The organism is Schauerella aestuarii, assembly GCF_009866805.1.
Classification (GTDB): Bacteria; Pseudomonadota; Gammaproteobacteria; order Burkholderiales; family Burkholderiaceae_B; genus Schauerella; species Schauerella aestuarii.
Map to the genome: position 1 here is coordinate 275,676 of NZ_SIZW01000043.1, position 23,728 is coordinate 299,403.

Below are 23,728 nucleotides of genomic sequence, written 5' to 3' on the forward strand. Positions count from 1 at the left end.
ACCCCACGGTTTTTCTCATGACGAATGCAAACAACGCTCCTTTGACCTATCGCGACGCCGGTGTCGATATCGACGCAGGCGACGCCCTGGTCGACCGTATCAAGCCGCTTGCCGCCCGCACCATGCGTGCCGGTGTGCTGGGAGGCATCGGCGGTTTCGGTGCGCTGTTCGAAGTGCCCAAGAAGTTTGCCGAGCCGGTTCTGGTGTCCGGCACCGATGGCGTGGGCACCAAGTTGCGCCTGGCGTTCGAGTGGTCGCGTCACGATACCGTGGGCATCGATCTGGTCGCCATGAGCGTGAACGACATTCTCGTGCAAGGCGCCGAACCGTTGTTTTTTCTCGACTACTTTGCCTGCGGCAAATTGTCGGTCGATACGGCGGCCTCGGTCGTCGGCGGCATCGCGCGCGGTTGCGAGTTGGCCGGTTGCGCGCTGATCGGCGGTGAAACGGCCGAAATGCCGGGCATGTACCCCGATGGCGAATACGATCTGGCCGGCTTTGCCGTCGGCGCGGTCGACAAGCCCAAGATCATCGACGGCAAGTCGATTGTGCCGGGCGATGTGGTGCTGGGCCTGGCGTCCAGCGGCGCGCACTCCAACGGCTACTCGCTGATCCGCAAGATCATCGATCGCGCGGGTGCGAAGCCCGATGACGATTTCCACGGCGAAAAGCTGGTGGATGTGGTGATGGCGCCCACGCGCATCTATGTGAAGCAGATGCTCGCCGCGCTCGAGGCCCACGGCGCCGATATCAAGGGGATGGCACACATCACCGGTGGTGGCCTGACCGAAAACGTGCCGCGCATCCTGCAAAAGGGTCTTTCGGCCAAGTTGCATCGCAGCGCCTGGACGTTGCCGCCGCTTTTCCAGTGGCTGCAGAAAGAAGGCGGCGTGGCCGATGATGAAATGCACCGCGTATTCAACTGCGGCATCGGCATGGTCGTGATCGTGCCGGCCGCGCGTGCCGACGCGATTGCCGACACGCTGCGTGCGCAAGGTGAGACGGTGTACGCACTGGGCGAGATCGTCGAGCAGGCCGAAGGCGCTGCGCAAACGACCGTCGAATAAGTGTAGATCGGGTATTGCAAATCGGCGCCATATGGCGCCGATTGCGTTTTGCGTTGTTCGATCTGCGTTTTCCGCTTATCGCTTACGCCGCAGCTTCGGGCCTGGCCCGCAGCATGAACAGCACCACGGCCAGTGCCGCCAGGCTCAGGCCGGCGCCCACGTAAAACGTGTATGCGGGGCCTGCGGTTTCCCACAACACGCCGGCCAGCACATTGCCCGCGAGCACGGCCAGCCCCGTGGCCAGATGCAGTACGCCAAAGGCCGTGGCACGCAGGTGCGCCGGTGCCACTGACGACACCAAGGCCGCCAGCACGCCTTGCGACAACCCCATATGCAGGCCCCACAGCACAATGCCCACGATGAGCAGCGGCATGCCGTTGGCCAGCCCCAGCGCCAGATCGGCCGCAGCCAGGCATAGCATGCCGGCGGCCAGCACGCCACGCGCGCCCAGACGATCGAACAGCTTGCCGGCGGGATAAGCCACCAGGCCGTAGATCAGATGCATGGCGACCACCACGAGCGGCAACCACGCCAGCGACCAGCCGGCCTGTTGCGCGCGCAACAGCAGAAACGCTTCGCTGAAGCGCGCGCCCGACATCAGCACCGCCAGCACGATCACCGACCACACCGCCGGGCTCAAGCGCACGGCATCTTTGACGGTAAGTTTTTTCTTTTCTTGGCGGGCCGTAGCGTCGCTGACGCGCGCGGGTTCCTTCACGCCCACAGCAAGCACGACGATGGCGAGAAACGCCGGAATCACGGCAATCCAGAACAGCAACTGGATATCGCCGCCGCTGGCCAGCATGATGCCGATGGCGATCAGCGGGCCCAGAAAGCCGCCCACGGTGTCAAGCGACTTGCGCAACCCGAAGCTCGCGCCCTGCAGGCCCGGCGGGGCCACGTCGGCAATCATGGCGTCGCGCGGTGCGCTGCGAATGCCTTTGCCCACGCGATCGAGGAACTTCGCGCCCACCAAGGTGAGCGCCGCATCCGCCAACGGGAAAAACGGCTTGGACAGCGCGCCCAACCCGTAGCCGATCAACGTGAGGGTTTTACGGCGCTGAAAAATATCCGACAGCACGCCGGAGAAAAGGCGTGTGGTCATCGCGATCGTGACCGACGCGCCTTCGATCACGCCGATCCAGATCGCCGACAGCCCCAGCGTCGACACCATGTACACCGGCAGCATCGTCTGAATCATCTCGGACGAGACATCCATGAGCATGCTCACGATACCGAGCATCCAGACCGTGCGCGGAATGGCGGAAGACGTGCGGGCTGACAACGGCGGCATGGCAAGTGGGGTGCAGGGTGGCGGGCGCGACGAGGATAACGCACTAGCGTCCGCGCCGACACCTTACCAGCGATAGTTCAGGCTACCGATGATGGTGCGCGACGACCCGTAGTTGCATGCGTTCACCGTGAAGCATGCCGGCACATAGTATTTGTCGAACAGGTTGCTCACGTTGATGCTGCCGGTCAGGCCTTTCGCGGCCGGAATCGCTTTCCCGAAGTCGTAGCGCAACGCGGCGTCGACCAGGGTGAACGCGGGCACTTTGAAGGTGTTGCCGTCGTCGCCCATCGTCGAACCGATGTAGCGCACACCGGTGCCCACACTCAAGCCCTGCAGTGCGGCGACCTGAAAATCGTAGTTCACCCACGCCGAGGCGGCGTGCTTCGGCACGCGAAAGGGTGTGTTGCCTTTCTGCGCCGCGATATTGGTCTTGGTGATTTCCGCATCGTTATAGGTGTACGCCGCGGTCAGGCTCACGCCATTGTCCAACGCCGCCACGCCTTCGACTTCCAGTCCGCGCACCCGCACTTCGCCGGTTTGTACGGAGAAATTCGTGTTGACCGGATCGATCGTCTGCACGTTCTGACGCGCCAGATTGAAGGCGCTGACCGTGATGAAGCTGTTGTAGCCCGCCGGCTGAAACTTCACGCCCACCTCGTATTGCTGACCTTCCTCCGGCACGTAGGCATTGCCCAGCCGATCCGAGCCCACCACAGGCGAGAACGACTGTGAATAACTCACGTACGGCGCCAAGCCGCTATCCGAAAGGTAGGTGAGCCCGCCCCGCCACGTGAATGCGTCGTCGGTTTGCTTCGTATCGATGCGCGTGGTGCGGTTTTTCGTGTCGCGCCAGGCCCAGTCCTGTCGCACGCCCAAGGTCGCGACCCATTTGTCGTACTTGATCTGGTCTTGCGCGTAGAGGCCCACTTGGGACGCCGTGATGTCTTGCAGCGATTTGCTGGTGAATACGGACGTGTTGGGAATGGCCCCATATACCGGCTTGTAGATGTCGATGCGCGACGCCGCGCCGATCTGTTCGTTCCAATGGGACTTTCCCCACAGGTAATCGATACCCCATGTGGTCTTGTGGGCAAGTGCGCCCGTGTCGAAGTCCACATTGAGCCGGTTGTCCAGAGCAAGCCCGTCGCCCTTGATATCTCGAATCGTGTAGCGGCGATTCAACAAGCGTTCATCGACGAGGCCGCCATTGGCCTGCAGATACTGCCGATGATTATCGAAGTGCGAGTAGCGCAGGTTCTGCTCGAACTTCACGCGCTCGTTGAAACGATGCGAAAACGCATATCCCGCCGTCATGCGCTCGGTGGTTTCGCCTTCCCAATCGGGCTCGCCCAGAAAGCGGCTGAAAGGAATATGACCATTCGAATTCTGCGTGAGCACCGCACTGGCAGGTACTTGCGCGTAATAGTCGCCACGGTTCTTCTGATATGACGTCAGCACCGTGAACTGCGTGGCCGCACTAGGCTGCCATGTGAAACTCGGCGCGATATAGACGCGGTCGTCCTTGACATGATCGACTTGGGTATTCGCATCGCGTCCGAGACCGACCAGACGATAGAGCATGGTCTTGTCGTCGTTGGTTCCGCCAAAATCGAACGCAGTTTGATAGCGGTCGAAATTGCCCACCGTCAGTTCGACTTCCTGCACGGGATCGGCAGTGGGCCGCTTGCTCACCATATTCACCAGTCCACCCGGCGATTGCTGGCCGTACAAGACGGACGACGGTCCCTTGAGCACCTCGATGCGTTCCAGGCCATAAGTCTCACCTGCGTAGAAGCCGAAGTATCCCGGCGTGATGACGCGCAAGCCGTCCTGGTACATGTCCTGCGATCCCTGGACGAATCCGCGCAGGTACAGGTTGTCGTCCAGTTTCTGGCTGCCGCTGCTCTCCGTGCGAACGCCTGCGGTATAACGCAACGCGTCGTTCACGCTCTGCGCGCCCTGCGCCTTGATTTGCTCAGCCGTCACGACCGAAATGGACTGCGGCGTTTCCAGCAACGACACATCGCTCTTCATGGCGCTGGTGGCGCTATGTGCAACGATGCCGTCCACACCCGTGCGCGCGCTGGTTGCGCTCACTGTGATGGGCGCGAGGGTCGATACGCTATCGCTTCGCGAGGGGGCGGCGATCAGACGAAAGCCGCCGGCGCCCGTGGCCACGGCCGCCAGCCCGCTTTCCTGCAGCAGCATGCGCAGTGCGGCGGCAGGTGTGTAGCTGCCGCTCAGCCCGCGCGTGCGTTTGCCGGCGGTATCGGATTGTTCGTAGGTGAGATTGACGCCGCCTTCCTGGGCTACCCGATTGAGTGCCGGGGCCAGCGCGCCGGCCGGAATCTCATAGGTTCGGGTAGCGCTTGTCACGGACGGCGCTGCCTGGGCGTGTGCAACGCCGGCGTCGAACGCCATGGCCAAGGCGCTGCAGAGCATCAAGGGCGCGACACGGGGGAGGCGTGATCGGGAAGAAGGCATGGCAGTGGATCTCGATAGGTGGGTGGTCGGTTGAGGGGCCCTTGCCTCGTCTACCGAACGGTGCCTACGATTTCCTCACTGCCGTAACAATTGTTGCATTTAGGTGGGCATGCGATCCGTCACGTCGATCCAGTAGGCTGAGCGACGTCTGATGGTCAAGCCATGTGCGGCCGCCAGAAAATCGAGCGCCCGGTCGAGATCGCCCAGATGCACCACGGCGGTAATGCGGCGTTGCGCGACGCGCGCATCGCAGTGCAGATAGCCCAACCGATAACGGCTCAATTCGCCGATCAAATCGCCCAGCGGCATGTCTTCCACGACGAGCGTGCCGCGCAGCCATGCGCCCGGCTGAATCGGCGGGCGTGTGACGCGATAGGCACTGCCGTCCCGCAGCGACCAGGTTTCACCGGCTTGCGCCACGGTCATCCGCCCCGATGCGTGCGGGTGCATGGCGACCGCGCCTTCCTGAACGCTCAGTTCGGCGGCGGCGGATTTGAGCGCCACCAGGAACGTGGTGCCGATGGGCTCGAAAGCGCCGAAGGTTGTGTCGACGAATAATGGACGTTTCGATGCGGCCCGGGCGTCGGCGCCGGTGATCACTTGCATTTCGCCGCGCAGCATCCGGACGCGGCGCGTGTGCACTGAGAACTGCACATCGATTGCGGAGTCGGTGTTGAGCACGATTTGGGTGCCGTCGTCCAACGCCAACGTGCGGCGTTCGCCATAGCCGGTGCTGTAGTCGGCGATCAGACGCTGCCACGGCGTGAATTCCCGGGTCACCAGAAGCGATCCGCCCAGCAACGCCAACCCACTGAATATCTTGAGCGCGCGCCGCCGCCCGCCGCGCCGGTCATACAGGGAAGTCAAGGTGTTGCGCGTGAGATCGGCTTGCGGCCCATCGGGAAAATCCGCATGCATGGCTTCCAGGCGGCGCCACGCCGCATCGTGTGCAGGATCGGCGGCGCGCCAGGTGTGGAAGCGCGCCCACGTTTCCGGCTCGGCATCGTTGAACCGCAGCGCCACCACCCAATCGATGGCGGCATCCACAGCCGCAGCGTCAGGCGCTTTCTGAGGCATAGCGCAAGCTGTAGCAGTGCCGCAATGCGCTGGCAATGTGGCGGTCCACGGTCGCGCGCGAAATGCCCAACTGCCGGGCAATCTCAGGCGCGGGAAGTCCTTCGACCTGCGCGAGCAGAAACGCCCGGCGCACGGCAGGCACCAGCGCATCGAGCATGGCGTCGATCCGGCAAACGGTTTCCATCACCAGCATCCGCACTTCGGGGGAAGGCGCCACGGCTTCGGGAAGCGTCGCCAGCATGTCCTGATACGCCCTTTCGACTTCGCGCCGGCGCCAGTGGTCGATTACCAGCCCGCGCGCGATCGTGGTGAGGTATGCCCGTGGCTCATTGGGCAACGGGGCGTCGGGTCGCGCTTGTCGATTGAGCAGCACCCGCACGAAGGTGTCGTGCGCGAAATCCGCCGCGCAATCACGATTGCCCAGCTTGCGGCGCAGCAGCGAGACCAGCCAGACGTGATGGTCCTGGTAGAGATCGCGAACGTCGCCGTGCGGCGAATCGGGGGCAGCCGAAAACATGAATGCACTTGCTAAAAGTAAATGAGATTTAGTTGCATTCTATTGCTGGGCCCTGCGCGATGCAACGTCTCCCTGCGCGGGGAGGCGACAGGCTATCCAATGTGGCCAACGCGATCGGCACTTGGCAGACATTATTTTATATCGTACGATATATCTTAAGACTTAATCGCGACGTTGTGTGCATCATAGGCGGCGTCGGATTCATAGTGGCCCACCCCTACGCATCGTTTATTCAAGGCTCATGCCATGTCCTCCCTTTCCGGTCCATCGCCATCAGCCGCGCTCACGCGCGGCAGAAAGTTCAATGCCGCCGATCTGGCGCTGATGCTCTTGGCATTGTTGGCCGAGCAGGAAGGGCCGAGTCATGGTTACGCATTGATCAACGCGCTGAACGCACGTAGCAATGGGTTCTATAAGCCGAGTCCGGGCACGGTTTATCCAGCGTTGGCGGCGCTGCACGCCGATGGCTTGGCCACCGTCGAGTCGGCCGGCAGCCGCAAACGCTACCGCCTGTCGGACGCGGGTCGTGCCCATCTGGACGTGCACCGCGAGGCTGCCGATCGGCTGTTTGCAGGACTGCGCCATGTGTCGCGCAAGATGGCGTGGATGCAGCGCACCCTGGCCAACCAGGATATGGAGGTGGGTGCCGAGGGGGAAGACCTCGCCACCGGCTGGCTGCCGGCATTCGTACAGCAACGTCGCGCGCTCAAGCAGGCGCTGTTCGAAGCGAGCGATGCCTGTCCGGACGAACAGCGGCGCATTGCCGCCATTCTGGCGCGCGCCGTGGCCGAGATTCAGCAGACAGGCTGAGCTCGAGGGCATGCGAGACGTCAGCCGTCATGCAAGGCTGGGCGTGGCAAGACGCTGCATTCATTCCAACATTCTTTATATCGACGCTTATGACAAACCCCATTTCCGAAAGCGATACCCTGGCGGTGCACCGTGTGCGCCATCCCCTTAAATTTCGCCAACTGCGCGTGCTGCGCACCCATCAGGTCTCGGCCCAACTGCGCCGCATCACGCTCACGGGCGACGATCTCGACGGCTTTCTATCGGCGTCGTTCGACGATCACATCAAGGTGTTCCTGCCCGATGCGGACGGTGTGATGCCGCCATTGCCCACGGCCACCCCGGACGGCGTTGTGTATGCGGAAGGCGCGCCGCGACCCATCGCCCGCGACTACACGCCGCGCCGCTACGACGCAAACACGCGTGAGCTGGACATCGAGTTCTTTCTGCATGCGACCGGGCCGGCATCGGATTGGGCGCGCGCCGCGCAACCGGGCGACACGCTCGGCGTCGGCGGCCCGCGCGGGTCGTTCGTCGTGCCCACCGGTTTCGACTGGCACGTATTGATCGGTGATGAAAGTGCATTGCCGGCCATCGCGCGTCGGTTTGAGGAGCTGCCGCCCCAGGCCAAAATCGTGGCGCTGATCGAAGTGGATGATGCGGCGGCACAGATTGCATTGCCCACGCAGGCACAAGCGCACGTCACATGGGTGCATCGACGTGCGGCCGTCGATGCTGCGGAACCGCTGCTGGCGCGTGCGGCGCGGGCGCTCGTGCTGCCCGAAGGCGAAGGCTATGTGTGGGTCGCTGCCGAATCGATCGTCACCCGTGCGGTGCGCCTGGTGATGGTGGATGAACACGGCATCGCGAAATCACGCATCCGCGCCTCGAGCTACTGGAAGCGCGGCGCGGCCGGTGTGCACGAAACGATCGACGACTGACGGCGGCCGTGCACCGTGGCCGCCTAAGCCGCGCGCGGCGGCATCCATGGGGCGATCGTGTCGATCACTTGCGCGACGGCGTCGGCGGCCAGGCAGTCGATCGCGATGCGCTCCGGCAGGGCGCGCAACCACGTCAGTTGCCGCTTGGCCAATTGCCGCGTGGCGGCGATGGCCTGTTCACGCGCAGTGGCCATATCGACCTCACCGTCGAGGTAGCCCCAGATCTGGCGGTAACCGACGCACCGGATCGAGGGCAATCCGGTGTGCAGATCGTCGCGGGCATGGAGCGCGCGCACTTCGTCCACCAGGCCGTGGTCGAGCATCGCGTCAAAGCGTTGGGCAATCCGCGCATGCAATGCCAGGCGGTCCGACGGCTCCAGGCTCAGCGTGACGAATGTGCGGCTGGACGCCACCGGACGATGCGCCGCGAGCAGGGCAGACATCGGCTGGCCCGCGATGATGCAGATTTCAAGCGCCCGTTGCACCCGCTGACTGTCGTTGGGCGCCAGACGCGCGGCCGTTTCGGGATCGCGCTCCGCCAGTTCGGCATGCATCGCCGGCCAGCCCAATCGAGCGGCGCGCGCGTCGAGCTCCGCCCGAACGGCGGGATCGGCCTGAGGCAGATCGCTCAAGCCCTCGCGCAACGCCTTGAAGTACATCATGGTGCCGCCCGCCAGGATCGGCGTGCGGCCCCGGGCCGCGATCTCATCGGCCAGCCGATGCGCGTCGTCGAAGAACTGGGCGGCTGAATAACTTTCGATGGGGTCGCGAATATCGAGCAGATGCTGCGGCACCTGCGCACGTTCGTCGCGGCTGGGCTTGGCGGTGCCTACGTCCATGTGCCGATAGATCGTGGCCGAATCCACGTTGATCACTTCGATCGGCCAGCGCTCGGCAATGGCCAGCACAGCCGCGCTTTTTCCGGCAGCCGTCGGACCCGCCACACACAATAACGGCGCCGTCATCATTGGCCACGCAAGAAGAGCTTGTCCAGATCGCCGATGGTCCAGTGGATCCACGTTGGGCGGCCGTGATTGCACTGGTCGGCGCGTTCGGTGCGCTCCATCTGGCGCAGCAGGCCGTTCATCTCGTCGATGTTCAACCGGCGGTTGGCCCGTACCGAGCCATGGCAGGCCATCGTGGACAACAGTTCGTTGCGCGCTTCGGTCAGACGATGCGACGTGCCGGCGGTGTCGATGTCGCGCAGCACGGCGCGCACCAAGGTTTCGATATCGCCGCGCGCCAGAATCGCCGGTACCGAGCGCACCGCGATCGACGTGGGGCCGGCGGGGCGTAGCAGGAAGCCCAGCGATTCGAGTTCGTCGCCGAACTCTTCGATCAGGGCCACATCCTTCTCAGGCGCGTTGAACACCACCGGCACCAGCAAATCCTGGCGCGGCAGGTCGCGTGCGTCCAGATCGCTCTTGAGCTGTTCGTACACCACGCGCTCGTGCGCCGCATGCATGTCCACCAGAATCAAGCCGCGGCGGTTTTGCGCCAGGATGTAGATGCCGTGTAATTGAGCCAAGGCAACGCCCAGGGGATTTTCCTCGGCCTGATCGCCGCCGGCGAAAGGATCGGTGGCCGTCCGGGCAGCGTACACGGTACTCGCCGCCGGATCGCGCAAGGGGGAAACCGTATGCGATCCGGCTGGTATGCCGTAGGGTGTCGCGCCCGCCGACGTTCCAGGATCCTGGGTGTCGGACGTTGTCGCGTAACGATCGGTGCCGGACGAGGGATGACGGGCATCCAGAGATTCGGCGTCATCGGTGGTGTGATGAGACGGCGGGCTGGAAGACGAGCGGCCCGGTTCTTCGAGCGGGTGATGGGTCACGACGCCGTCGCTGTCGATAGTCGTGCGAACGCGCGCGCCGGGTGCGGCCGGATCGTAGGGATGCGCGTTGTCGTGGGGGGCGTCCGAGGTGCCTTGCCGCGTCGTCTCATCCAGGGGGCGATAAAGGGAGCGCCAGTCTTGCACCGGATTACCGCCGGTGTCCGCCGGGTTCAATCGGAACGTAGCCTGATGGCGCGGCATGGCATGCACGGGTGCGCCGCCGCCTGAACGGCCATGCGTCGCTTGGGCGGTATCGGTCGAATGCAGTGACGCATCGTGCTCCTCGCCTTGCGCCTGCCCGCCCGTTTGCGCCAATGCCGCCGTCACCGATTGCGAAACGAAACGATGCACGGCGCCGCTGTCGCGAAAGCGCACTTCGCTCTTGGCGGGGTGCACGTTCACGTCGACGGCGGTGGGGTCGATGTCCAGAAACAGCACGTACGCCGGCTGGCGGTCGCCATGCAGCACATCGGCATAGGCCGAGCGCAGGGCGTGGCTCACCGTGCGATCGCGCACATAGCGGCCGTTGACGTAAAGATATTGCCGGTCGGCACGGGCGCGTGCTGCGGTAGGTTTGGTGACCATGCCCGACAGGGTGACCAATCCCACCGAGTTGCTGAGCGCGATGCCTTGCGATGAGAATTCCGCGCCCAGTACGTCTCGAATCCGGGTGATCGGGTCGGCCGGCAACCATTGCCGGTAGGCCCGATCCTGATTGAAGAGCCGGAACGCGACCTGCGGATGCGCCAGCGCGACGCGTTCCATGGCGTCCAGGCAGTGGCCGAGCTCGGTGGGCTCGGCGCGCAGGAACTTGCGGCGGGCCGGAACGGCGTCGAACAACTGACGCACGTCCACCGTGGTGCCCGGCGGGCCCGCGGCCGGTTCCACCGCCTGGCTACCCGACTGAATCTGGAACGCGCTATTGGCGCCCGGCACCCGGGACGTGATGGTGGTTTGCGCCACCGAGGCGATCGATGCCAACGCTTCGCCGCGGAACCCCATCGACGCAACCGACTCCAACTCATTCAACGTTGAGATTTTGCTGGTGGCGTGGCGAGTGAGCGCCAGGGGCAATTCCTCAGGGGGGATGCCACCGCCATCGTCCGAGACGGCAATGCGGCGGATGCCCCCGCCGTCCAGCCGGACCTCGATGGCGCGCGCGCCCGAGTCGATGGCGTTTTCGAGCAGTTCCTTGAGCACGGACGCGGGCCGCTCGATGACCTCACCCGCGGCGATCTGGCTGATCAGCAGGTCTGGGAGGGCGGCAATGGAACGGCGAGAAGGCATGGCGTGACAGTATTTTTGAAGCAACAGATGGCGGGTGCGAGCCCGGGAATAAAAAGAATTTTAGTCCGGGCGCAAAGTCCCGTTGAGCGTAGGCTATAGTGGCCTCAGCGTGTTAATCCTGATTACGGTTGTTACATGATCGACTTTTTCAACATGGTGCTGCATATCGACCAAACGTTTGGCCTGTGGGTGGCCAACTATGGCGTTTGGGTCTATCTGGTGCTGTTCCTGATCGTGTTCGGGGAAACGGGATTCGTGGTGCTGCCCTTTCTGCCGGGCGACTCGCTCTTGTTCATCGCGGGTGCCTTCGGCGCATCGGGGCATATCGATCCCCTTGTGCTTTCCGCGCTGTTGATCGCCGCTGCCATTCTGGGCAATACGCTCAACTATTACATCGGCCGCTGGCTCGGCGCGCGGGTGTTTGCCGGCCACTTCCGATTTCTGGATCGCACGGCATTGATGCGTACCCATGCGTTCTATGAAAAGCATGGCGGCAAAACCATTGTGCTGTCGCGTTTCGTGCCCATCGTGCGTACGTTCGCACCGTTTGTGGCGGGCGCGGCGTACATGGACGTGCTGCGGTTTCAGTTCTTCAACATCACGGGTGCCGTCGCGTGGGTGGGCGGCTTGGTCGCGGCAGGATATTTCTTCGGCAATATCCCGCTGGTGAAAGAACATCTCAACACCATCGTGCTGCTTGGATTGGGTGCCGCGGTGTTGCCGCTGATTCTGGCGGGCGGCTGGAAGCTCATCAAGCGCCGCCAGCGTCAAGCCGATGTCCGCGCCGCGCAAGTCGCCGTCAAGACGGCACGCGATCCGCTGTAAGTCGATCCTTAGCGCGACGTGTCGCGCCATCATCTGGAATCATCAATGAAATGGGGCCGCTCGATGCGGCCCCATTTCATGTCTGCAATCACTCAGCCAGCGATCGGCTCGATTGGGTAGCCTCAGCCCTTTCCCGATGCTGCGAACGTGCTGGCACTCAACAATCAGCTTACGTCGCCCAGTCGCGCCAGCGGCGGATGGGTGTTGAAGTAATTCGTGATGCCCTTGAACATTGCGGTCGCCAATTTGTCCTGGTGCTCGCTGCTGCGCAGGAGGGCCTCTTCGCGCGGATTACTGATGAATGCCGTCTCCACCAGAATGGAAGGAATGTCTGGCGCCTTCAAGACCGCAAAGCCCGCCTGTTCGACGCTGTCCTTATGCAGGCGGTTGATCTTGCCGATCTCCGCCAGGAAGGCCGTACCCACGCGTTTGGAGTCGTTGATCTGTGCCGTGGTCGACAGGTCGAGCAGCACCTTGGCGATCGACTTGTCGTGCGTGCCCAGGTTGATGCCACCGATCAAATCCGCCGAGTTCTCCTTATCGGCCAGCCAGCGCGCTTGCGTGCTGGAAGCGCCGCGCTGCGACAAGGCAAACACCGACGAGCCATTGGCCGTGGGTTTGATGAACGCATCGGCGTGAATCGAAATGAACAGATCGGCGTTCGCGCGGCGCGCTTTCTGCACCCGCACATGCAGCGGCACGAAATAATCGTCGTCGCGCGTCATGTAGGCCCGCATATTGGGCTGCGAATCGATCAAGGCTTTCAGCCGGCGTGCGATACGCAACACGACTTCTTTTTCATGCATGCCGCTGGGGCCGATCGCACCGGGATCCTCGCCGCCGTGGCCGGGATCGAGCGCGATCACGATATTCTTCTTGCGACTGGCGGTGGTGGGGCGGGGCGCCATCGCCTGGGGCGGCGGCGCGGGAATGCTCCCCGGTGTGAGGTTGGGCACCGAGGGCGGTGGCGGGGCCGGGCGCATGGCCACGGGGGGCGCAGCCGGCTGAACGGTCGAGCCGGGCGCGCGCGAGATGTCTTCGAGAATGCGCGCGAGCGGGTCGTCCTGATCGATCGTGCTGGGTTGCTGCTTGAGCAACGCCACCAGCGGATCCTGCGCAACCTTGGGATACAGATCGAGCACCAGGCGGTATTGATAGTCGGCAACGGGCTTGAGCGTAAACACCTGAGGCGCCACGGCTTGCTTCAAGTCGAACACCAACCGCACCACACCGGGACGATTCTGGCCCACGCGCAGCGACGAGATGTAGGGGTCGCCCGTGCGAATCTTTGACGGCAGCTGGTTGAGCGCCTGACTCATCGACAGCCCTTCGATGTCGACCACCAACCGGTGAGGATTCTCAAGCACGAACTGCTCTGCCTTGAGTTCCTGGTCGAGTTCGAGGGTAACGCGGGTGTATTCATCGGCCGGCCACATACGGACGGCAAGAATCGTGGCGGCATGGGCCAGGCGGGGGATCACCGGCAACAGCAGCAGGGTCGCCGTAGCGCCAATCAGCCGCCGGCGCGTGGCGGCGTGGCTACCCGCGGTGGGGGTAGCAGGGGGACAATTGCGTTCAGCCATGTTTGTCCTCTTTCAGTCGTTGCGCTTAGCGTAGCGTCGCGGCCCGGCTCGGCGTAATCCAGGGCTATCGTCAAGTCTGGCGCGGGTAACAAGTCGCCTGCGCGTTGCGGCCATTCGATCAAAACGAGGGCATCTTCACGCAGTACATCTCGAAATCCAGCGTCCAACCATTCTCGCGGATCGCTAAATCTATAAAAATCAAGGTGATAGCAGTATAAGTTAAAAACTTTATAGGATTCAAGTAGCGCGTAGCTCGGACTTTTGATTCGACCTGTTACACCGATCGCCCTAAGCAGGGCACGTGAAAACGCCGTTTTACCCGCGCCAAGATCGCCCTCGAGGTGGATGCGCCCCCCCTGTGGGAGGCCGCTTAGAGGCTGGGGCATCGTGCTTGTGGACTCGTCTTCCCTCGGTTCGTTAACACGCAGATGGGGCGCCACGCACGGCGCAATCGCAGCGGCCAGTGCGTCTGTCGCGGCTTCGTCGGGCAAATAGCTGCGAACGGTTTGCAACACACGCGATGGAATGGGTGCCGACATGATTCGACCTGATGTTTGGAGAGTAAGCGTAGGATTATAGGTAGCGTTCGATCTGCTAATCTCTCAAGTGATTTTTATTCTCAATAACAGTCGGCCGCGGTCGGCTAGCCGGAGTTGTCATCGCCATGAGCACGCGCACGGAAAAAGATACATTTGGCCCTATTGAAGTTCCCAACGAACACCTGTGGGGTGCGCAAACACAACGGTCGCTGCATTTTTTTGCGATCTCCACCGAGAAAATGCCGGTGCCGTTGGTCGAAGCGATGGCGCGCTTGAAGCGTGCAGCGGCGCAAGTCAACGCTGGTCTGGGCGAATTGGACAAGACCGTGGCGGACGGCATCGTGCGCGCGGCCGATGAAGTCATCGCCGGGAAGTGGCCTGAGGAGTTTCCGCTCTCGGTCTGGCAAACGGGATCGGGCACGCAGTCCAACATGAACATGAATGAAGTGCTGGCCAACCGCGGTTCGGAGCTGCTCGGCGGCGAGCGCGGCGAGTCGCGCAAGATCCACCCCAACGATCACGTCAACCGCGGCCAGTCCTCCAACGACACGTTCCCGACGGCCATGCACGTGGCCGCCGCCATGCAGATCGAACAGCACCTGCTGCCGGCCTTGAAGGCGTTGCGCGGCACGCTCGCCGCCAAGAGCGCCGAGTTCTGGGACATCGTCAAGATCGGGCGGACGCATTTGCAGGACGCCACCCCGCTCACGCTGGGGCAGGAATTGTCGGGCCATGTGGCCCAGCTCGATCTGGCCGAACAGCAGATCCGCGCCACGTTATCCGGCTTGCACCAATTGGCCATCGGCGGCACCGCCGTCGGCACCGGCCTGAACGCGCATCCCGAGTTCAGCGCCAAGGTATCGGCCGCGCTGGCGCATGACACGGGCTGCGCATTCGTGTCGGCACCCAATAAATTTCAGGCCTTGGCGTCGCACGAAGGCTTGTTGTTCGCCCATGGCGCCTTGAAGTCGCTGGCGGCCGGGCTGATGAAGTTGGCCAACGACGTGCGCTGGCTGTCCAGCGGTCCGCGTTCGGGTCTGGGTGAAATCAGCATTCCGGAGAACGAGCCGGGGAGCTCCATCATGCCGGGTAAGGTCAATCCCACCCAATGCGAAGCGGTAACGATGCTGGCCGCCCAGGTCATGGGCAACGACGTGGCCATCAACATCGGTGGCGCAAGCGGCAACTTCGAGTTGAACGTTTACAAGCCGCTGATCATCCACAATTTCCTGCAATCGGTGCGGTTGCTGACCGATGGCATGCATAGTTTCGACACGCACTGCGCTTCCGGTATCACGGCCAATAATGAACGCATCGCCGAACTTGTGGATCGCTCCTTGATGCTGGTGACGGCGCTCAATCCGCACATCGGCTACGACAAGGCTGCGCAAATCGCGAAGAAGGCGCACAAGGAGAACCTGTCGTTGAAGGAATCGGCGCTGGCGCTGGGTTTCGTCACTGAGGAAGAGTTCACCAAATGGGTTGTACCTGGCGCCATGACCAACGCCGATAAGCGTTAACCGCCTGTTTCGGCTCGGCCATTGTCGCTGCGTCGTTCAAAAAAAAGCAGTGCGTGCAAACCACGCACTGCTTTTTTATGGGCATCCCGCGCGACGACCGCGCAAATTCCAGTGCGACACACCGTGGCACGCCCTATCCGTGCGCGCCCGTATCCCGTTCGCTCGCCTTGACGCGCTGGGGTGCTATTGCGCGATGGCCAGCCACATCGGCAACGTAAACGCGGAAAGCAACGTGCCGGCCGAAATCAGCCACGCCACCATCCTGCCGTCGCCACCCATCCGCATCGCCAGCACGTAGGCAGCCGATGCCGTCGGCAATGCCGAGAACAGCACCAGCATTTGCGATTCGAGCGGGCTCAATCCCAAGCCTTTGCCCACCAGGATGGCCGTGATGGGCAGCACGATGAGCTTCACGGCCAGCATCCAGCCCAGCAGCACGGGCTGCGTCTTGCCGCTCTGCCAGGACAGGCTGGCGCCCACGCACACGATGCCGAGCACGATGGCGGCGGCACCCAGGCGGCCCAGAATCACGTCCACGACCTGCGGCAACGTCAGGCCCGCGAAGTTCGCGATCAAGCCGATCACCGTGCTCACCACCAGCGGATTGCGCAGCAGTTCGCGCCAGAGCGAGCCGCCGGAGTGTCGCGCCAGGCTGTACACCGCAGCCACATTCGCCACCGGTACGGCAAACCCCACCAGCAACGCCATGACCGTTTGGCCTTGCGGTCCACCCAGACTGGCGGCCAGGCTCAGGCCGATGTAGGTGTTGAAGCGATACGCGCATTGCGACACCGATGCGAGCGCCAGCGAAGGCGGTTTGAGCAGCGGGCCGGCCAGCCGGGCCAGGACGATACCCACGACCAGCACGATCAGCACCGCCTGCAGCAGGGTAAGGGCGCTGCCGGCGGTGATCGGCGTCTTAAGGATCGATTGAAACAGGAGTGCCGGAAACAGCACGAAATACGTCATCCGCTCGCAGCCCGCGAAGAACTCCCGGGAGAACGAGAGGCGGTGCCGCAACACCCAACCGAGTGCCACCAGGAAGAAATCGGGAAGAACCAGCAGGGCGACTGTCATGACAATTGGTCTGGAGGAAAGCCGGTAGCGTACTACCAAGTGCTACATATCCCTGCTATTCTCCGCGGTTCAGCTATGTCGCGCGCCCGTCACAATAAAAGCGCGACCCCTGTCAATCCGCCCGCTACGAGCGGGTATGAGCAGTTCGGAGGAAACACACATGAATAAGATTCGCACCCTGGTCACGGCAGTATCGATTGCGGTAGGGGGGTTCGCCGCCGTTGCCGGGTCGGTTGCGCACGCCGCCGAAAACTTTCCCACGCGTCCGATCCGCGTGATCGTGCCGTTTGCCCCGGGGGGCTCGACGGACATCATCGCGCGTCTGGTCACGCAACGCATGAGCCAGGAGCTTGGCCAACCGCTGGTGGTCGAGAACAAGGGCGGTGCGGGTGGCGCCATCGGCGCAGCCGAAGCCGCCAAGGCCGATCCCGACGGCTACACCCTGTCGATCGCAACCGTCTCGACGATGGCCGTGAACCCGGCTTGCCGCCCGAACGATCTGCCTTACGATCCGATCAAGGATTTTGCGCCGATCACGAACTTCGCCAACACGGCCAACGTCGTGTCGATCAATCCGAAATTCCCAGCCAACAACTTCAAGGAATTTCTTGAAGAGCTGAAGAAGAACCCGGGCAAGTACTCGTACGGTAGCTCCGGCACGTGCGGCGTGCTGCATCTGATGGGTGAGTCGTTCAAGATGGCGACCGGCACCGACATCGTGCACATCCCCTACAAGGGATCGGGTCCGGCCGTGGCTGACGCTGTCGGCGGTCAGATCGGCATCCTGTTCGACAACCTGCCGTCGTCGATCGCGCAGATCCAGGCGGGCAAGCTCAAGGCAATGGCGGTGGCCTGGCCCGAGCGCGTGGGTACGCTGAAAGACGTGCCGACGTTTGCCGAAGCCGGCTTCCCGGTGCTGAACCAGCCCGTCTGGTACGGTTTGCTGGCCCCGGCCAAGACCCCCAAGGCGGTCGTGGACAAGCTGCGCGATGCCGCTGTCGTCGCGTTGAAGGATCCCAAGGTCATCAAGATCCTGGACGAGCAAGGCTCGGCACCGTCGGGCAATACGCCTGAAGAGTTCGCCAAGGAAATCCAGACGCAATACGACTGGGCCCGCGACGTGGTGAAAAAGCAGAACATCAAGCTCGACTAAGGCTTGACTGTAGCGTCGTGCCGGCCCGATCCGGGTGGGCACGACGCGCGATCTCCTGAGAGATCGCGATCCCGATGGGCGCCGCGAGGCGCCCATTTTGCATAGAATGACCGTTCCATGAGCAAAGCAAAACACGTTTCCGAAACGCCGGCCACGCAGCTGCTCAAGCAGCACAAGATCGCGTTCACCGAGCACACGTACGACTATGTCGACCATGGCGGTGCCGCCGAATCGGCGCGCCAGTTGCAGGTCGACCCGCATGCCGTGATCAAAACCCTGATCATGGAAGATCAAAAGGGCGCGCCACTGATTATCCTCATGCATGGCGATCGTGAGGTGTCGACCAAAAATCTGGCGCGCCAGGCCGGCGTGAAGAAGATCGCGCCGTGCGCGATCGAGGTGGCGCAGCGCCACTCGGGTTACCAAGTGGGCGGGACGTCGCCCTTCGGCACGCGCAAGAAGATGCCGGTGTGGCTGGAGGAAACCATCCTGGCCTACGACAAGATTTATCTCAACGGCGGGCGGCGTGGCTATCTGCTCGGCATTGCGCCCGGTGTGTTGACGCAATTGCTGGGCGCCAAGCCGGTATCGGTCGCGCTGGAATGAAAAATCGGCCGCTGGCGAATGCCGCGCGGCCGATCGATGGGGCGTTGTGACGCGTCGTTTACATCATTGCGACTTCGTTCTGCACCAGGCGGCGCACGCGCACGGCGTCGCCGATACGCGAGTATTTGCCTTGCGAGTTGAGCAGCACGATCGCCAGATCGCGGCCGTTGATGCGGGTGAGCATCACGAGGCATTCGCCGGCTTCGTTGATGAAGCCGGTCTTGGAGACCTTGATATCCCAGTCTGCGCTGCGCACCAGCGCGTTCGTGTTGCGGAACGTCTCGGTGCGCCCGCTGCGCACGGCCACTTCATATTCGGTGTCGGTGGAATAGCGGTGGATCAGGGGGCGCTGGCCAGCAGCGCGCATCATGCGCACCAGATCGCGCGGCGACGACACGTTCTGACTCGACAAGCCCGTGGGCTCCACGAAATGCGAGTCGTACATGCCCAGCGATTGCGCTTTGTTGTTCATCGCGCGGGCGAAGGCGGGCAGGCCACCCGGGTAGTAGCGGCCGAGCGAGTGCGCGGCCCGGTTTTCCGACGACATCAGCGCCAGATGCAGCATATCGGCACGAGTAAGACGCGTGCCTACCGTCAGACGCGACGGCGAATGACGGACGCGATCGACGTCGTCTTCGGTGATTTCCAGCACTTCGTCGAGAGGCTGGTTGGCGTCGATCACGACCAACGCGGTCATGAGCTTCGAAATCGAGGCGATCGGGCGCACCATGCGGTCGTTCTTGGCAAACAGCACGGTCGACGATTCGAGATCCTGCACGTAGGCGATGCTCGAACGCACAGCGGCAGCTTCTGCGCGCGTGGTGCCGGCGGACAGAATCGCAGGGGTATCGGTTTCGGTCGCGGCTGCCGCGGCGGACACGGCCAAGGCGTTGCGCGAGCGGGCGGACGTGGCCCGGGCCGTTTTCTCGGCGGTGGCGCGCGATGCGGCCTGGCGATCGGCTTCTTCAGCAGCAGACTTCTTCGATCGCAGTACTACCTTTACCTTCGAGTTCGAGGCGGCAGCTTTGGTGTTCTTCGCAGTCGATGCCTTGGTGGCCTGCGCGCTGGATTTCGAGCTGTTCTTCGCGCTGGTCGACTTGGCCGTCGACGTTTTGGCGGCCGGGGTCTTGGTCGCCTTGCAGGCGGCCGATTTGCTATTGGTTTTGCACGGGTCGGCGCGCGCGGCCGTTGCGGGCGTGGTGCCTAGCACCAAGGCGAGCGCGGTCGCTGCGCCCGTCCCAAACTTTGCCATTCGTGTCCAAAACGACGTCATCGCCACCGCTCACTTATTGAATGTAAAAAATTATTGCTTCGGACGACGCCCGAAAAACACTGACGAATTATGGGGTTACGGCCCAAATCTAAACGAAAAATCAAGTTAAGTACAGGCCGGCCGCCATGATGGCAGATTTTTGACTGCTGTGCCGCTCGGAAACCGTGACAATTTGCATACAAACGACGAAAGCGCGACGTTAGCCGACATTAAATAACCGGATGAAGCAAAACACGCTAAGTCCGGCGAACGGCCGATCTCGCCGTTCGCGGCATCAGATTCATCTCACCCGGTTTCTTTTTTTACTGCATATGGGTGAGGTTGACGGCGGCGCGGGGGCCGCCTGAAGTCGATTGCAGCATCTGTTGTGTAAGCGTGCCGCGACGCCGGGCCGCCGCCCGGTCGACGAACACTGCGGCCTCAACCCGGCAGTGGATGCATCGCGCCGTCCATGGTGATCATGGCGCCGGTGACGTAGCTCGCCCGGGCAGAGGCCAGGAAGACGGCCACGTCGGCCACCTCGTCTGGACGGCCATAGCGGCCGATCGGAATCCGTTTCTCACCCTCGCGCTGCAGGGTGTCGAGGTCTTCCCCGCGCCAATCCGCCTCGGCCTTGAGCAACTGGGTGAGGCGATCGGTAATGGTGGCACCGGGATTGATCACATTGACGCGCACGTTCTTGCCGGCCCAGGCGTTGGCCAACCCGGCCGAGGCCAGCATGAGCGCCGCGTTGGCGGCGCCGCCGGGCAGGTGAATCGGGCTTGCCACCCGGCCGCCCGCGCCCACGATGTTCACAATGCTTCCCTGATTGCGTTCGACCATTCCCGCAAGAACGGCTTGCATGGCATTGATATAAGTGAAGTATTTGGCGTCCATTGCCTTGCGCCAGATGGCCGGCGTAAGGTCGGGCGGGGCGGTTTTTTGCGCGGCGCCGGCCGAATTGACTAGCACATCGATCGGACCCAACGCCGCTTCCACATTGCGTGCTGCGCGTTCGGCCTGGGCGTCGTCACCCAGATCGGCGGCTTCCGCATGCACCGCATGCCCCAATCCCTTCAAGTGCTCGACGGCCTGGCGTAGATTGGCTTCGTCGCGCGACACGATCGCCACCCGCGCCCCTTCGGCGGCGAATGCTGCCGCGCACGCCAATCCGATGCCTTTGCTGCCACCTGTGATCAATACGACTTTACCGGTCAATTCGAGGTTCATGCCTGGTGTCTCCGTGATGGACGCGCGTCGCGAATCCGCGAGCGTCGTGGATGCGGATCACTATAGCGTCAGGCGGGCGACCGTGCGCCGCCCAGCAAGGCGGTAAACACGTCGGGTGGACCCATTTGTCCGCCCTTGAGCATGAGCTCTACCCCATCCAGCGGCGAGTCGGGCGCATGGATGCGGCACACCGCCACACCCGGGCTCAGCGAAAACGCAAACGTAAGTGCCTGGATGTGCCAGGAGGCCACCGCGATGCTCGACGTATCGCCGCCCGCGAAGCCCACGCGCCGCAAGGGGTGGCGCGCGAGCACCGCTTGCATCAACTGGCCGCAACCGCGTGCCAATGCTTCCGTGAACCCGGGGTGCTTGCTGCGGCTGCCATCGCTTAACGTGCTGTGCGCAATCACGCTCAGACCGGCGGCGAGCGACGTGGCGATCGTGTCGGCCAGCACGTCGATATACCAATCGGCTTGCGACACCATCGCTTGGGCATCGATGGCCAGCGACACGAAGCCGGCCGCCTCTGCCGCATCGATCTGTGCGGCAGTCGTGGGGGAGCGGCTGCCGGAGATGATGAACGTCTGGTCAACTTCGGCGGGCGTCGGCGCATCGGGTGCCGTTTCGGCCGATGCGGCCAACGCCTGCAGCACGCCCGTCGGCCCCACCAGCAGTTGCGGGCCGCTCGAGGATTGCGCGCGATGGCGCATCAGCGCACCGATGCGCGCCAGATGTGTCGTCGACATCGCATCGAACAGCACCGCGGGCGGCGCGGCCGCCAGCATCGCATCCAATGCCGCGCAGCGCGCCGCGTGGTCCGCGTCGTCCAGCCGAACCGTATCGAACGACACGACGCCGGGCGCGCCCAGTGCGGCAAAATGCCGCCGCAGATCGGGTTCGAGCATCGGGGTGATCGGATGACGCGACATGGTGGGATGGCGGTCGATGCGGTACACCGCCTTATCGTGGCCGGCGCGCGCATACAGCGTGGCAAACGCGCAGTAGCGTCCCAAACTGGGTTGACCGCCCACGATAGCAGCGGATTGCGCACCGAGCACCTCACGCGCAATCGCCATGGCATGCGCGATGTTGCCGATGTGCGGCGCGCTGTCGAATGTCGAGCACGTTTTGTATTGGATGAAGGGGGCACCGGTGGCCGCGAGCCCCCGAAAAATGGCCGGCAGCGTCTCATCCATTTGCGCCGGCGATTGCGCGCGTGCCGTGCCCGCGATGCCGATGCAATCCAATGGCCCGAACGCGGCCAGATCCTGGGCGCTGGGGACGCGCATGAACAAGACCGCGCGCCAGCCGGACTGCACCGCTGTCGCCAGCGTATCGGTCGAGCCGGTAAAGTCGTCGCCGTAGTATGCGAGCGTTACCGTGTCAGCCATAGAACGCCAGCGCGTGAGCCAGCGCCGGACGCGTCTCGGCATAGACCGGCAGCGGCACGCCTTCGCCTGCCGCGCGCCAGGCGTCGCGAATGCTTTGCACGCCGGCGGCTGCGCCATCGGGGTGGCCCAGGATGCCGCCACCGGAGAGGAAGATCAGGTCGTCGCTCTTGACCGCTGCGAACGTGGGCGGCACCGTGCCCGCCCATTGGCCCGACGAAAACACCGGCATCACCGCATCGTCGCCGGCCAGCGGTTGCAGGCAGGCGCGCGCGGACGCCACCACGCTGTCATCGCTTTCGTAGAACTTGCCGGCCAGCCCATTGACGTGCAGTTGATCCACGCCAGCCAACCGCCAGAGCACCTGATACGCCTGGAAGTCCATGCCCAGCAACGGATGGCGCGACATCATCGCCATGCCGTTGCGATGGCCGTGCAGCGCCAGCGCTGTCGTGCGCCGCAGCGATTGAATCGCCGCGTACCCACACCAGTTCAGGCTCGCCATCACACACGTGCCGCCGGCCTTCTCGATCAGATCCGCGTGCCGCCGCATCGCGTCGAGATCGTCGGAAATATTGAACGCATACATCACCTTGCGCCCGGTACGCTCGGCGTGCCGGTTGATGACCGCCATCACCGCCGCAACCCGTTCGTGCAGCGGCGAATGCGGCGGGTTGGCCATCACTTCGTCGTCCTTGATGAAGTCCACGCCCGCCGTGCACAGCTCGTCGACCACGCGCGCGGTATCGTGCGGCGACATGCCCACATTGGGTTTGACGATGGTGCCCACGATCGGGCCCGACGTGCAGCCGGTGAGCAACCGCGTGCCTTGCACGCCATGGCGCGGCGCGTCGAATTGCCGTACGTACTCGGGCGGCAGCGTGAGCGTCATCAGCTTCACGCCCGTCATCTCGCCCAGATCGTAGATATTGCCGGCCACGGTGGCCGCCAGCGTCGGTAAATTTGCACCCACGTTATCGATGGGAAAGCGCACGGTGATTTCGGCGCGCTTGTACGGCCCACCGATCTGACGGCGTTCGAGAAACGCATTGGGCAAACTGGGCGTATGCACCGTACCCAATTCGCGGATGGCCGTGACGGTGGCGCGCGAGCGGGCACGCAGGTCGGCGGTTTCGCCGGCCACTTGCACGAACGTGCCGCTGGATTGCTCGCCTGCCAACACGTTGGCCGCTTGCTCCAAGGCAAACGGCGTTTCGATCAGGTAGGTGGCTTCGAACTCGGGACGCGGGGTGGAAGTCATGGTG

The 23,728-nt window shown here is 63.3% G+C and carries 20 protein-coding genes and 1 pseudogene; 8 read left to right on the forward strand and 13 right to left on the reverse strand.

Features of this window, described 5'->3' with window-relative positions; all coding sequences use genetic code 11:
• The first annotated feature begins 17 nt into the window (after positions 1-17).
• Positions 18-1,067 carry a phosphoribosylformylglycinamidine cyclo-ligase gene (gene purM, locus EYW45_RS20705; protein WP_161137358.1) on the forward strand — a complete coding sequence of 350 codons (1,050 nt, stop codon included), beginning with the start codon at positions 18-20 and terminating at the stop codon, positions 1,065-1,067.
• Positions 1,068-1,149: 82 nt separating this feature from the next.
• Here purM and EYW45_RS20710 read toward each other — a convergent pair whose 3' ends face one another.
• From EYW45_RS20710 to EYW45_RS20725, 4 genes are all read right to left on the reverse strand, one after another.
• Positions 1,150-2,352, reverse strand: a complete 1,203-nt coding sequence (locus EYW45_RS20710) for an MFS transporter (RefSeq protein WP_407924951.1) — start codon at positions 2,350-2,352, stop codon at positions 1,150-1,152.
• 72 nt (positions 2,353-2,424) lie between these two features.
• Positions 2,425-4,845 carry a TonB-dependent siderophore receptor gene (locus EYW45_RS20715; RefSeq protein WP_161137360.1) on the reverse strand — a complete coding sequence of 807 codons (2,421 nt, stop codon included), beginning with the start codon at positions 4,843-4,845 and terminating at the stop codon, positions 2,425-2,427.
• Positions 4,846-4,944: 99 nt separating this feature from the next.
• Entirely contained in the window at positions 4,945-5,922 is a 978-nt protein-coding gene (locus EYW45_RS20720) for a FecR family protein (RefSeq protein ID WP_161137361.1), read from the reverse strand.
• Positions 5,903-6,439: a sigma-70 family RNA polymerase sigma factor gene (locus EYW45_RS20725; protein WP_161137362.1), complete on the reverse strand. Its 537-nt coding sequence runs from the start codon at positions 6,437-6,439 to the stop codon at positions 5,903-5,905. Before EYW45_RS20725 ends, EYW45_RS20720 begins: the two co-directional genes overlap by 20 nt.
• Positions 6,440-6,760: 321 nt before the next feature.
• Between EYW45_RS20725 and EYW45_RS20730 the strand changes: the two are divergent.
• Together EYW45_RS20730 and EYW45_RS20735 are read left to right on the forward strand one after the other, a co-directional pair.
• A pseudogene (locus EYW45_RS20730) lies at positions 6,761-7,249 on the forward strand (PadR family transcriptional regulator); the annotation flags it as partial.
• 89 nt (positions 7,250-7,338) lie between these two features.
• Positions 7,339-8,169 (forward strand): siderophore-interacting protein, encoded by an 831-nt coding sequence (locus tag EYW45_RS20735; protein WP_202444843.1) that lies wholly within the window; start codon positions 7,339-7,341, stop codon positions 8,167-8,169.
• 23 nt (positions 8,170-8,192) lie between these two features.
• Here EYW45_RS20735 and miaA read toward each other — a convergent pair whose 3' ends face one another.
• Positions 8,193-9,137 (reverse strand): tRNA (adenosine(37)-N6)-dimethylallyltransferase MiaA, encoded by a 945-nt coding sequence (miaA, locus tag EYW45_RS20740; RefSeq protein ID WP_161137364.1) that lies wholly within the window; start codon positions 9,135-9,137, stop codon positions 8,193-8,195.
• On the reverse strand, positions 9,134-11,290 hold the full coding sequence (gene mutL / locus EYW45_RS20745; RefSeq protein ID WP_161137365.1) for a DNA mismatch repair endonuclease MutL: 2,157 nt from the start codon (positions 11,288-11,290) through the stop codon (positions 9,134-9,136). Before mutL ends, miaA begins: the two co-directional genes overlap by 4 nt.
• Before the next feature lie 135 nt (positions 11,291-11,425).
• On the opposite strand from mutL, the gene EYW45_RS20750 reads away from it, so the two are divergent.
• Entirely contained in the window at positions 11,426-12,115 is a 690-nt protein-coding gene (locus EYW45_RS20750) for a VTT domain-containing protein (RefSeq protein WP_202444844.1), read from the forward strand.
• 164 nt (positions 12,116-12,279) lie between these two features.
• Here the strand turns inward: EYW45_RS20750 and EYW45_RS20755 are convergent, their stop codons facing one another.
• Both EYW45_RS20755 and tsaE read right to left on the reverse strand, forming a co-directional pair.
• Positions 12,280-13,698: an N-acetylmuramoyl-L-alanine amidase gene (locus EYW45_RS20755; protein ID WP_161137366.1), complete on the reverse strand. Its 1,419-nt coding sequence runs from the start codon at positions 13,696-13,698 to the stop codon at positions 12,280-12,282.
• Positions 13,629-14,237 (reverse strand): tRNA (adenosine(37)-N6)-threonylcarbamoyltransferase complex ATPase subunit type 1 TsaE, encoded by a 609-nt coding sequence (gene tsaE, locus EYW45_RS20760; RefSeq protein ID WP_161137367.1) that lies wholly within the window; start codon positions 14,235-14,237, stop codon positions 13,629-13,631. The genes EYW45_RS20755 and tsaE overlap by 70 nt, the downstream gene beginning before the upstream one ends.
• 125 nt (positions 14,238-14,362) lie before the next feature.
• On the opposite strand from tsaE, the gene fumC reads away from it, so the two are divergent.
• Positions 14,363-15,757 (forward strand): class II fumarate hydratase, encoded by a 1,395-nt coding sequence (fumC, locus tag EYW45_RS20765; RefSeq protein ID WP_161137368.1) that lies wholly within the window; start codon positions 14,363-14,365, stop codon positions 15,755-15,757.
• A 183-nt stretch (positions 15,758-15,940) separates the two neighbouring features.
• On the opposite strand, the gene EYW45_RS20770 is transcribed toward fumC, so the two are convergent.
• Entirely contained in the window at positions 15,941-16,834 is an 894-nt protein-coding gene (locus EYW45_RS20770) for an AEC family transporter (RefSeq protein WP_161137369.1), read from the reverse strand.
• Between the two features lie 160 nt (positions 16,835-16,994).
• Between EYW45_RS20770 and EYW45_RS20775 the strand changes: the two genes are divergently transcribed.
• Together EYW45_RS20775 and ybaK are read left to right on the forward strand one after the other, a co-directional pair.
• The gene (locus tag EYW45_RS20775; RefSeq protein WP_161137370.1) at positions 16,995-17,987 is read left to right on the forward strand and encodes a tripartite tricarboxylate transporter substrate binding protein BugE; all 993 of its coding nucleotides are present in this window, start codon (positions 16,995-16,997) and stop codon (positions 17,985-17,987) included.
• A gap of 117 nt (positions 17,988-18,104) precedes the next feature.
• A complete protein-coding gene (gene ybaK, locus EYW45_RS20780) occupies positions 18,105-18,593 on the forward strand; it encodes a Cys-tRNA(Pro) deacylase (protein ID WP_161137371.1) in 489 nt (162 codons plus the stop codon).
• Between the two features lie 58 nt (positions 18,594-18,651).
• Here ybaK and pbpG read toward each other — a convergent pair whose 3' ends face one another.
• Positions 18,652-19,473 carry a D-alanyl-D-alanine endopeptidase gene (gene pbpG / locus EYW45_RS20785; RefSeq protein ID WP_407924952.1) on the reverse strand — a complete coding sequence of 274 codons (822 nt, stop codon included), beginning with the start codon at positions 19,471-19,473 and terminating at the stop codon, positions 18,652-18,654.
• Between pbpG and EYW45_RS24905 the strand changes: the two genes are divergently transcribed.
• Positions 19,379-19,975: a hypothetical protein gene (locus tag EYW45_RS24905; RefSeq protein WP_328703694.1), complete on the forward strand. Its 597-nt coding sequence runs from the start codon at positions 19,379-19,381 to the stop codon at positions 19,973-19,975. The genes pbpG and EYW45_RS24905 overlap by 95 nt on opposite strands.
• Before the next feature lie 311 nt (positions 19,976-20,286).
• On the opposite strand, the gene EYW45_RS20790 is transcribed toward EYW45_RS24905, so the two are convergent.
• From EYW45_RS20790 to EYW45_RS20800, 3 genes are all read right to left on the reverse strand, one after another.
• A complete protein-coding gene (locus tag EYW45_RS20790) occupies positions 20,287-21,075 on the reverse strand; it encodes an SDR family oxidoreductase (RefSeq protein WP_161137373.1) in 789 nt (262 codons plus the stop codon).
• A 68-nt stretch (positions 21,076-21,143) separates the two neighbouring features.
• Positions 21,144-22,466: a four-carbon acid sugar kinase family protein gene (locus EYW45_RS20795; RefSeq protein WP_161137374.1), complete on the reverse strand. Its 1,323-nt coding sequence runs from the start codon at positions 22,464-22,466 to the stop codon at positions 21,144-21,146.
• Positions 22,459-23,724, reverse strand: coding sequence for a ribulose-bisphosphate carboxylase large subunit family protein (locus tag EYW45_RS20800; protein WP_161137375.1), 1,266 nt, complete (start codon positions 23,722-23,724; stop codon positions 22,459-22,461). The genes EYW45_RS20795 and EYW45_RS20800 overlap by 8 nt, the downstream gene beginning before the upstream one ends.
• Positions 23,725-23,728 lie beyond the last annotated feature (4 nt).

Excerpts from the sequence above, each read along its gene's own strand:
- EYW45_RS20720 (WP_161137361.1), bottom strand. The coding sequence starts at position 5,922 with ATGCCTCAGAAAGCGCCTGACGCTGCGGCTGTGGATGCCGCCATCGAT.
- EYW45_RS20800 (WP_161137375.1), bottom strand. The coding sequence starts at position 23,724 with ATGACTTCCACCCCGCGTCCCGAGTTCGAAGCCACCTACCTGATCGAA.
- ybaK (WP_161137371.1), top strand. The coding sequence starts at position 18,105 with ATGAGCAAAGCAAAACACGTTTCCGAAACGCCGGCCACGCAGCTGCTC.
- mutL (WP_161137365.1), bottom strand. The coding sequence starts at position 11,290 with ATGCCTTCTCGCCGTTCCATTGCCGCCCTCCCAGACCTGCTGATCAGC.
- EYW45_RS20790 (WP_161137373.1), bottom strand. The coding sequence starts at position 21,075 with ATGAACCTCGAATTGACCGGTAAAGTCGTATTGATCACAGGTGGCAGC.
- miaA (WP_161137364.1), bottom strand. The coding sequence starts at position 9,137 with ATGATGACGGCGCCGTTATTGTGTGTGGCGGGTCCGACGGCTGCCGGA.
- EYW45_RS20755 (WP_161137366.1), bottom strand. The coding sequence starts at position 13,698 with ATGGCTGAACGCAATTGTCCCCCTGCTACCCCCACCGCGGGTAGCCAC.
- EYW45_RS20775 (WP_161137370.1), top strand. The coding sequence starts at position 16,995 with ATGAATAAGATTCGCACCCTGGTCACGGCAGTATCGATTGCGGTAGGG.
- EYW45_RS20750 (WP_202444844.1), top strand. The coding sequence starts at position 11,426 with ATGATCGACTTTTTCAACATGGTGCTGCATATCGACCAAACGTTTGGC.
- EYW45_RS20735 (WP_202444843.1), top strand. The coding sequence starts at position 7,339 with ATGACAAACCCCATTTCCGAAAGCGATACCCTGGCGGTGCACCGTGTG.
- EYW45_RS20715 (WP_161137360.1), bottom strand. The coding sequence starts at position 4,845 with ATGCCTTCTTCCCGATCACGCCTCCCCCGTGTCGCGCCCTTGATGCTC.
- EYW45_RS20795 (WP_161137374.1), bottom strand. The coding sequence starts at position 22,466 with ATGGCTGACACGGTAACGCTCGCATACTACGGCGACGACTTTACCGGC.
- EYW45_RS20725 (WP_161137362.1), bottom strand. The coding sequence starts at position 6,439 with ATGTTTTCGGCTGCCCCCGATTCGCCGCACGGCGACGTTCGCGATCTC.
- fumC (WP_161137368.1), top strand. The coding sequence starts at position 14,363 with ATGAGCACGCGCACGGAAAAAGATACATTTGGCCCTATTGAAGTTCCC.
- purM (WP_161137358.1), top strand. The coding sequence starts at position 18 with ATGACGAATGCAAACAACGCTCCTTTGACCTATCGCGACGCCGGTGTC.
- EYW45_RS20770 (WP_161137369.1), bottom strand. The coding sequence starts at position 16,834 with ATGACAGTCGCCCTGCTGGTTCTTCCCGATTTCTTCCTGGTGGCACTC.
- EYW45_RS24905 (WP_328703694.1), top strand. The coding sequence starts at position 19,379 with ATGCTCGAACGCACAGCGGCAGCTTCTGCGCGCGTGGTGCCGGCGGAC.
- tsaE (WP_161137367.1), bottom strand. The coding sequence starts at position 14,237 with ATGTCGGCACCCATTCCATCGCGTGTGTTGCAAACCGTTCGCAGCTAT.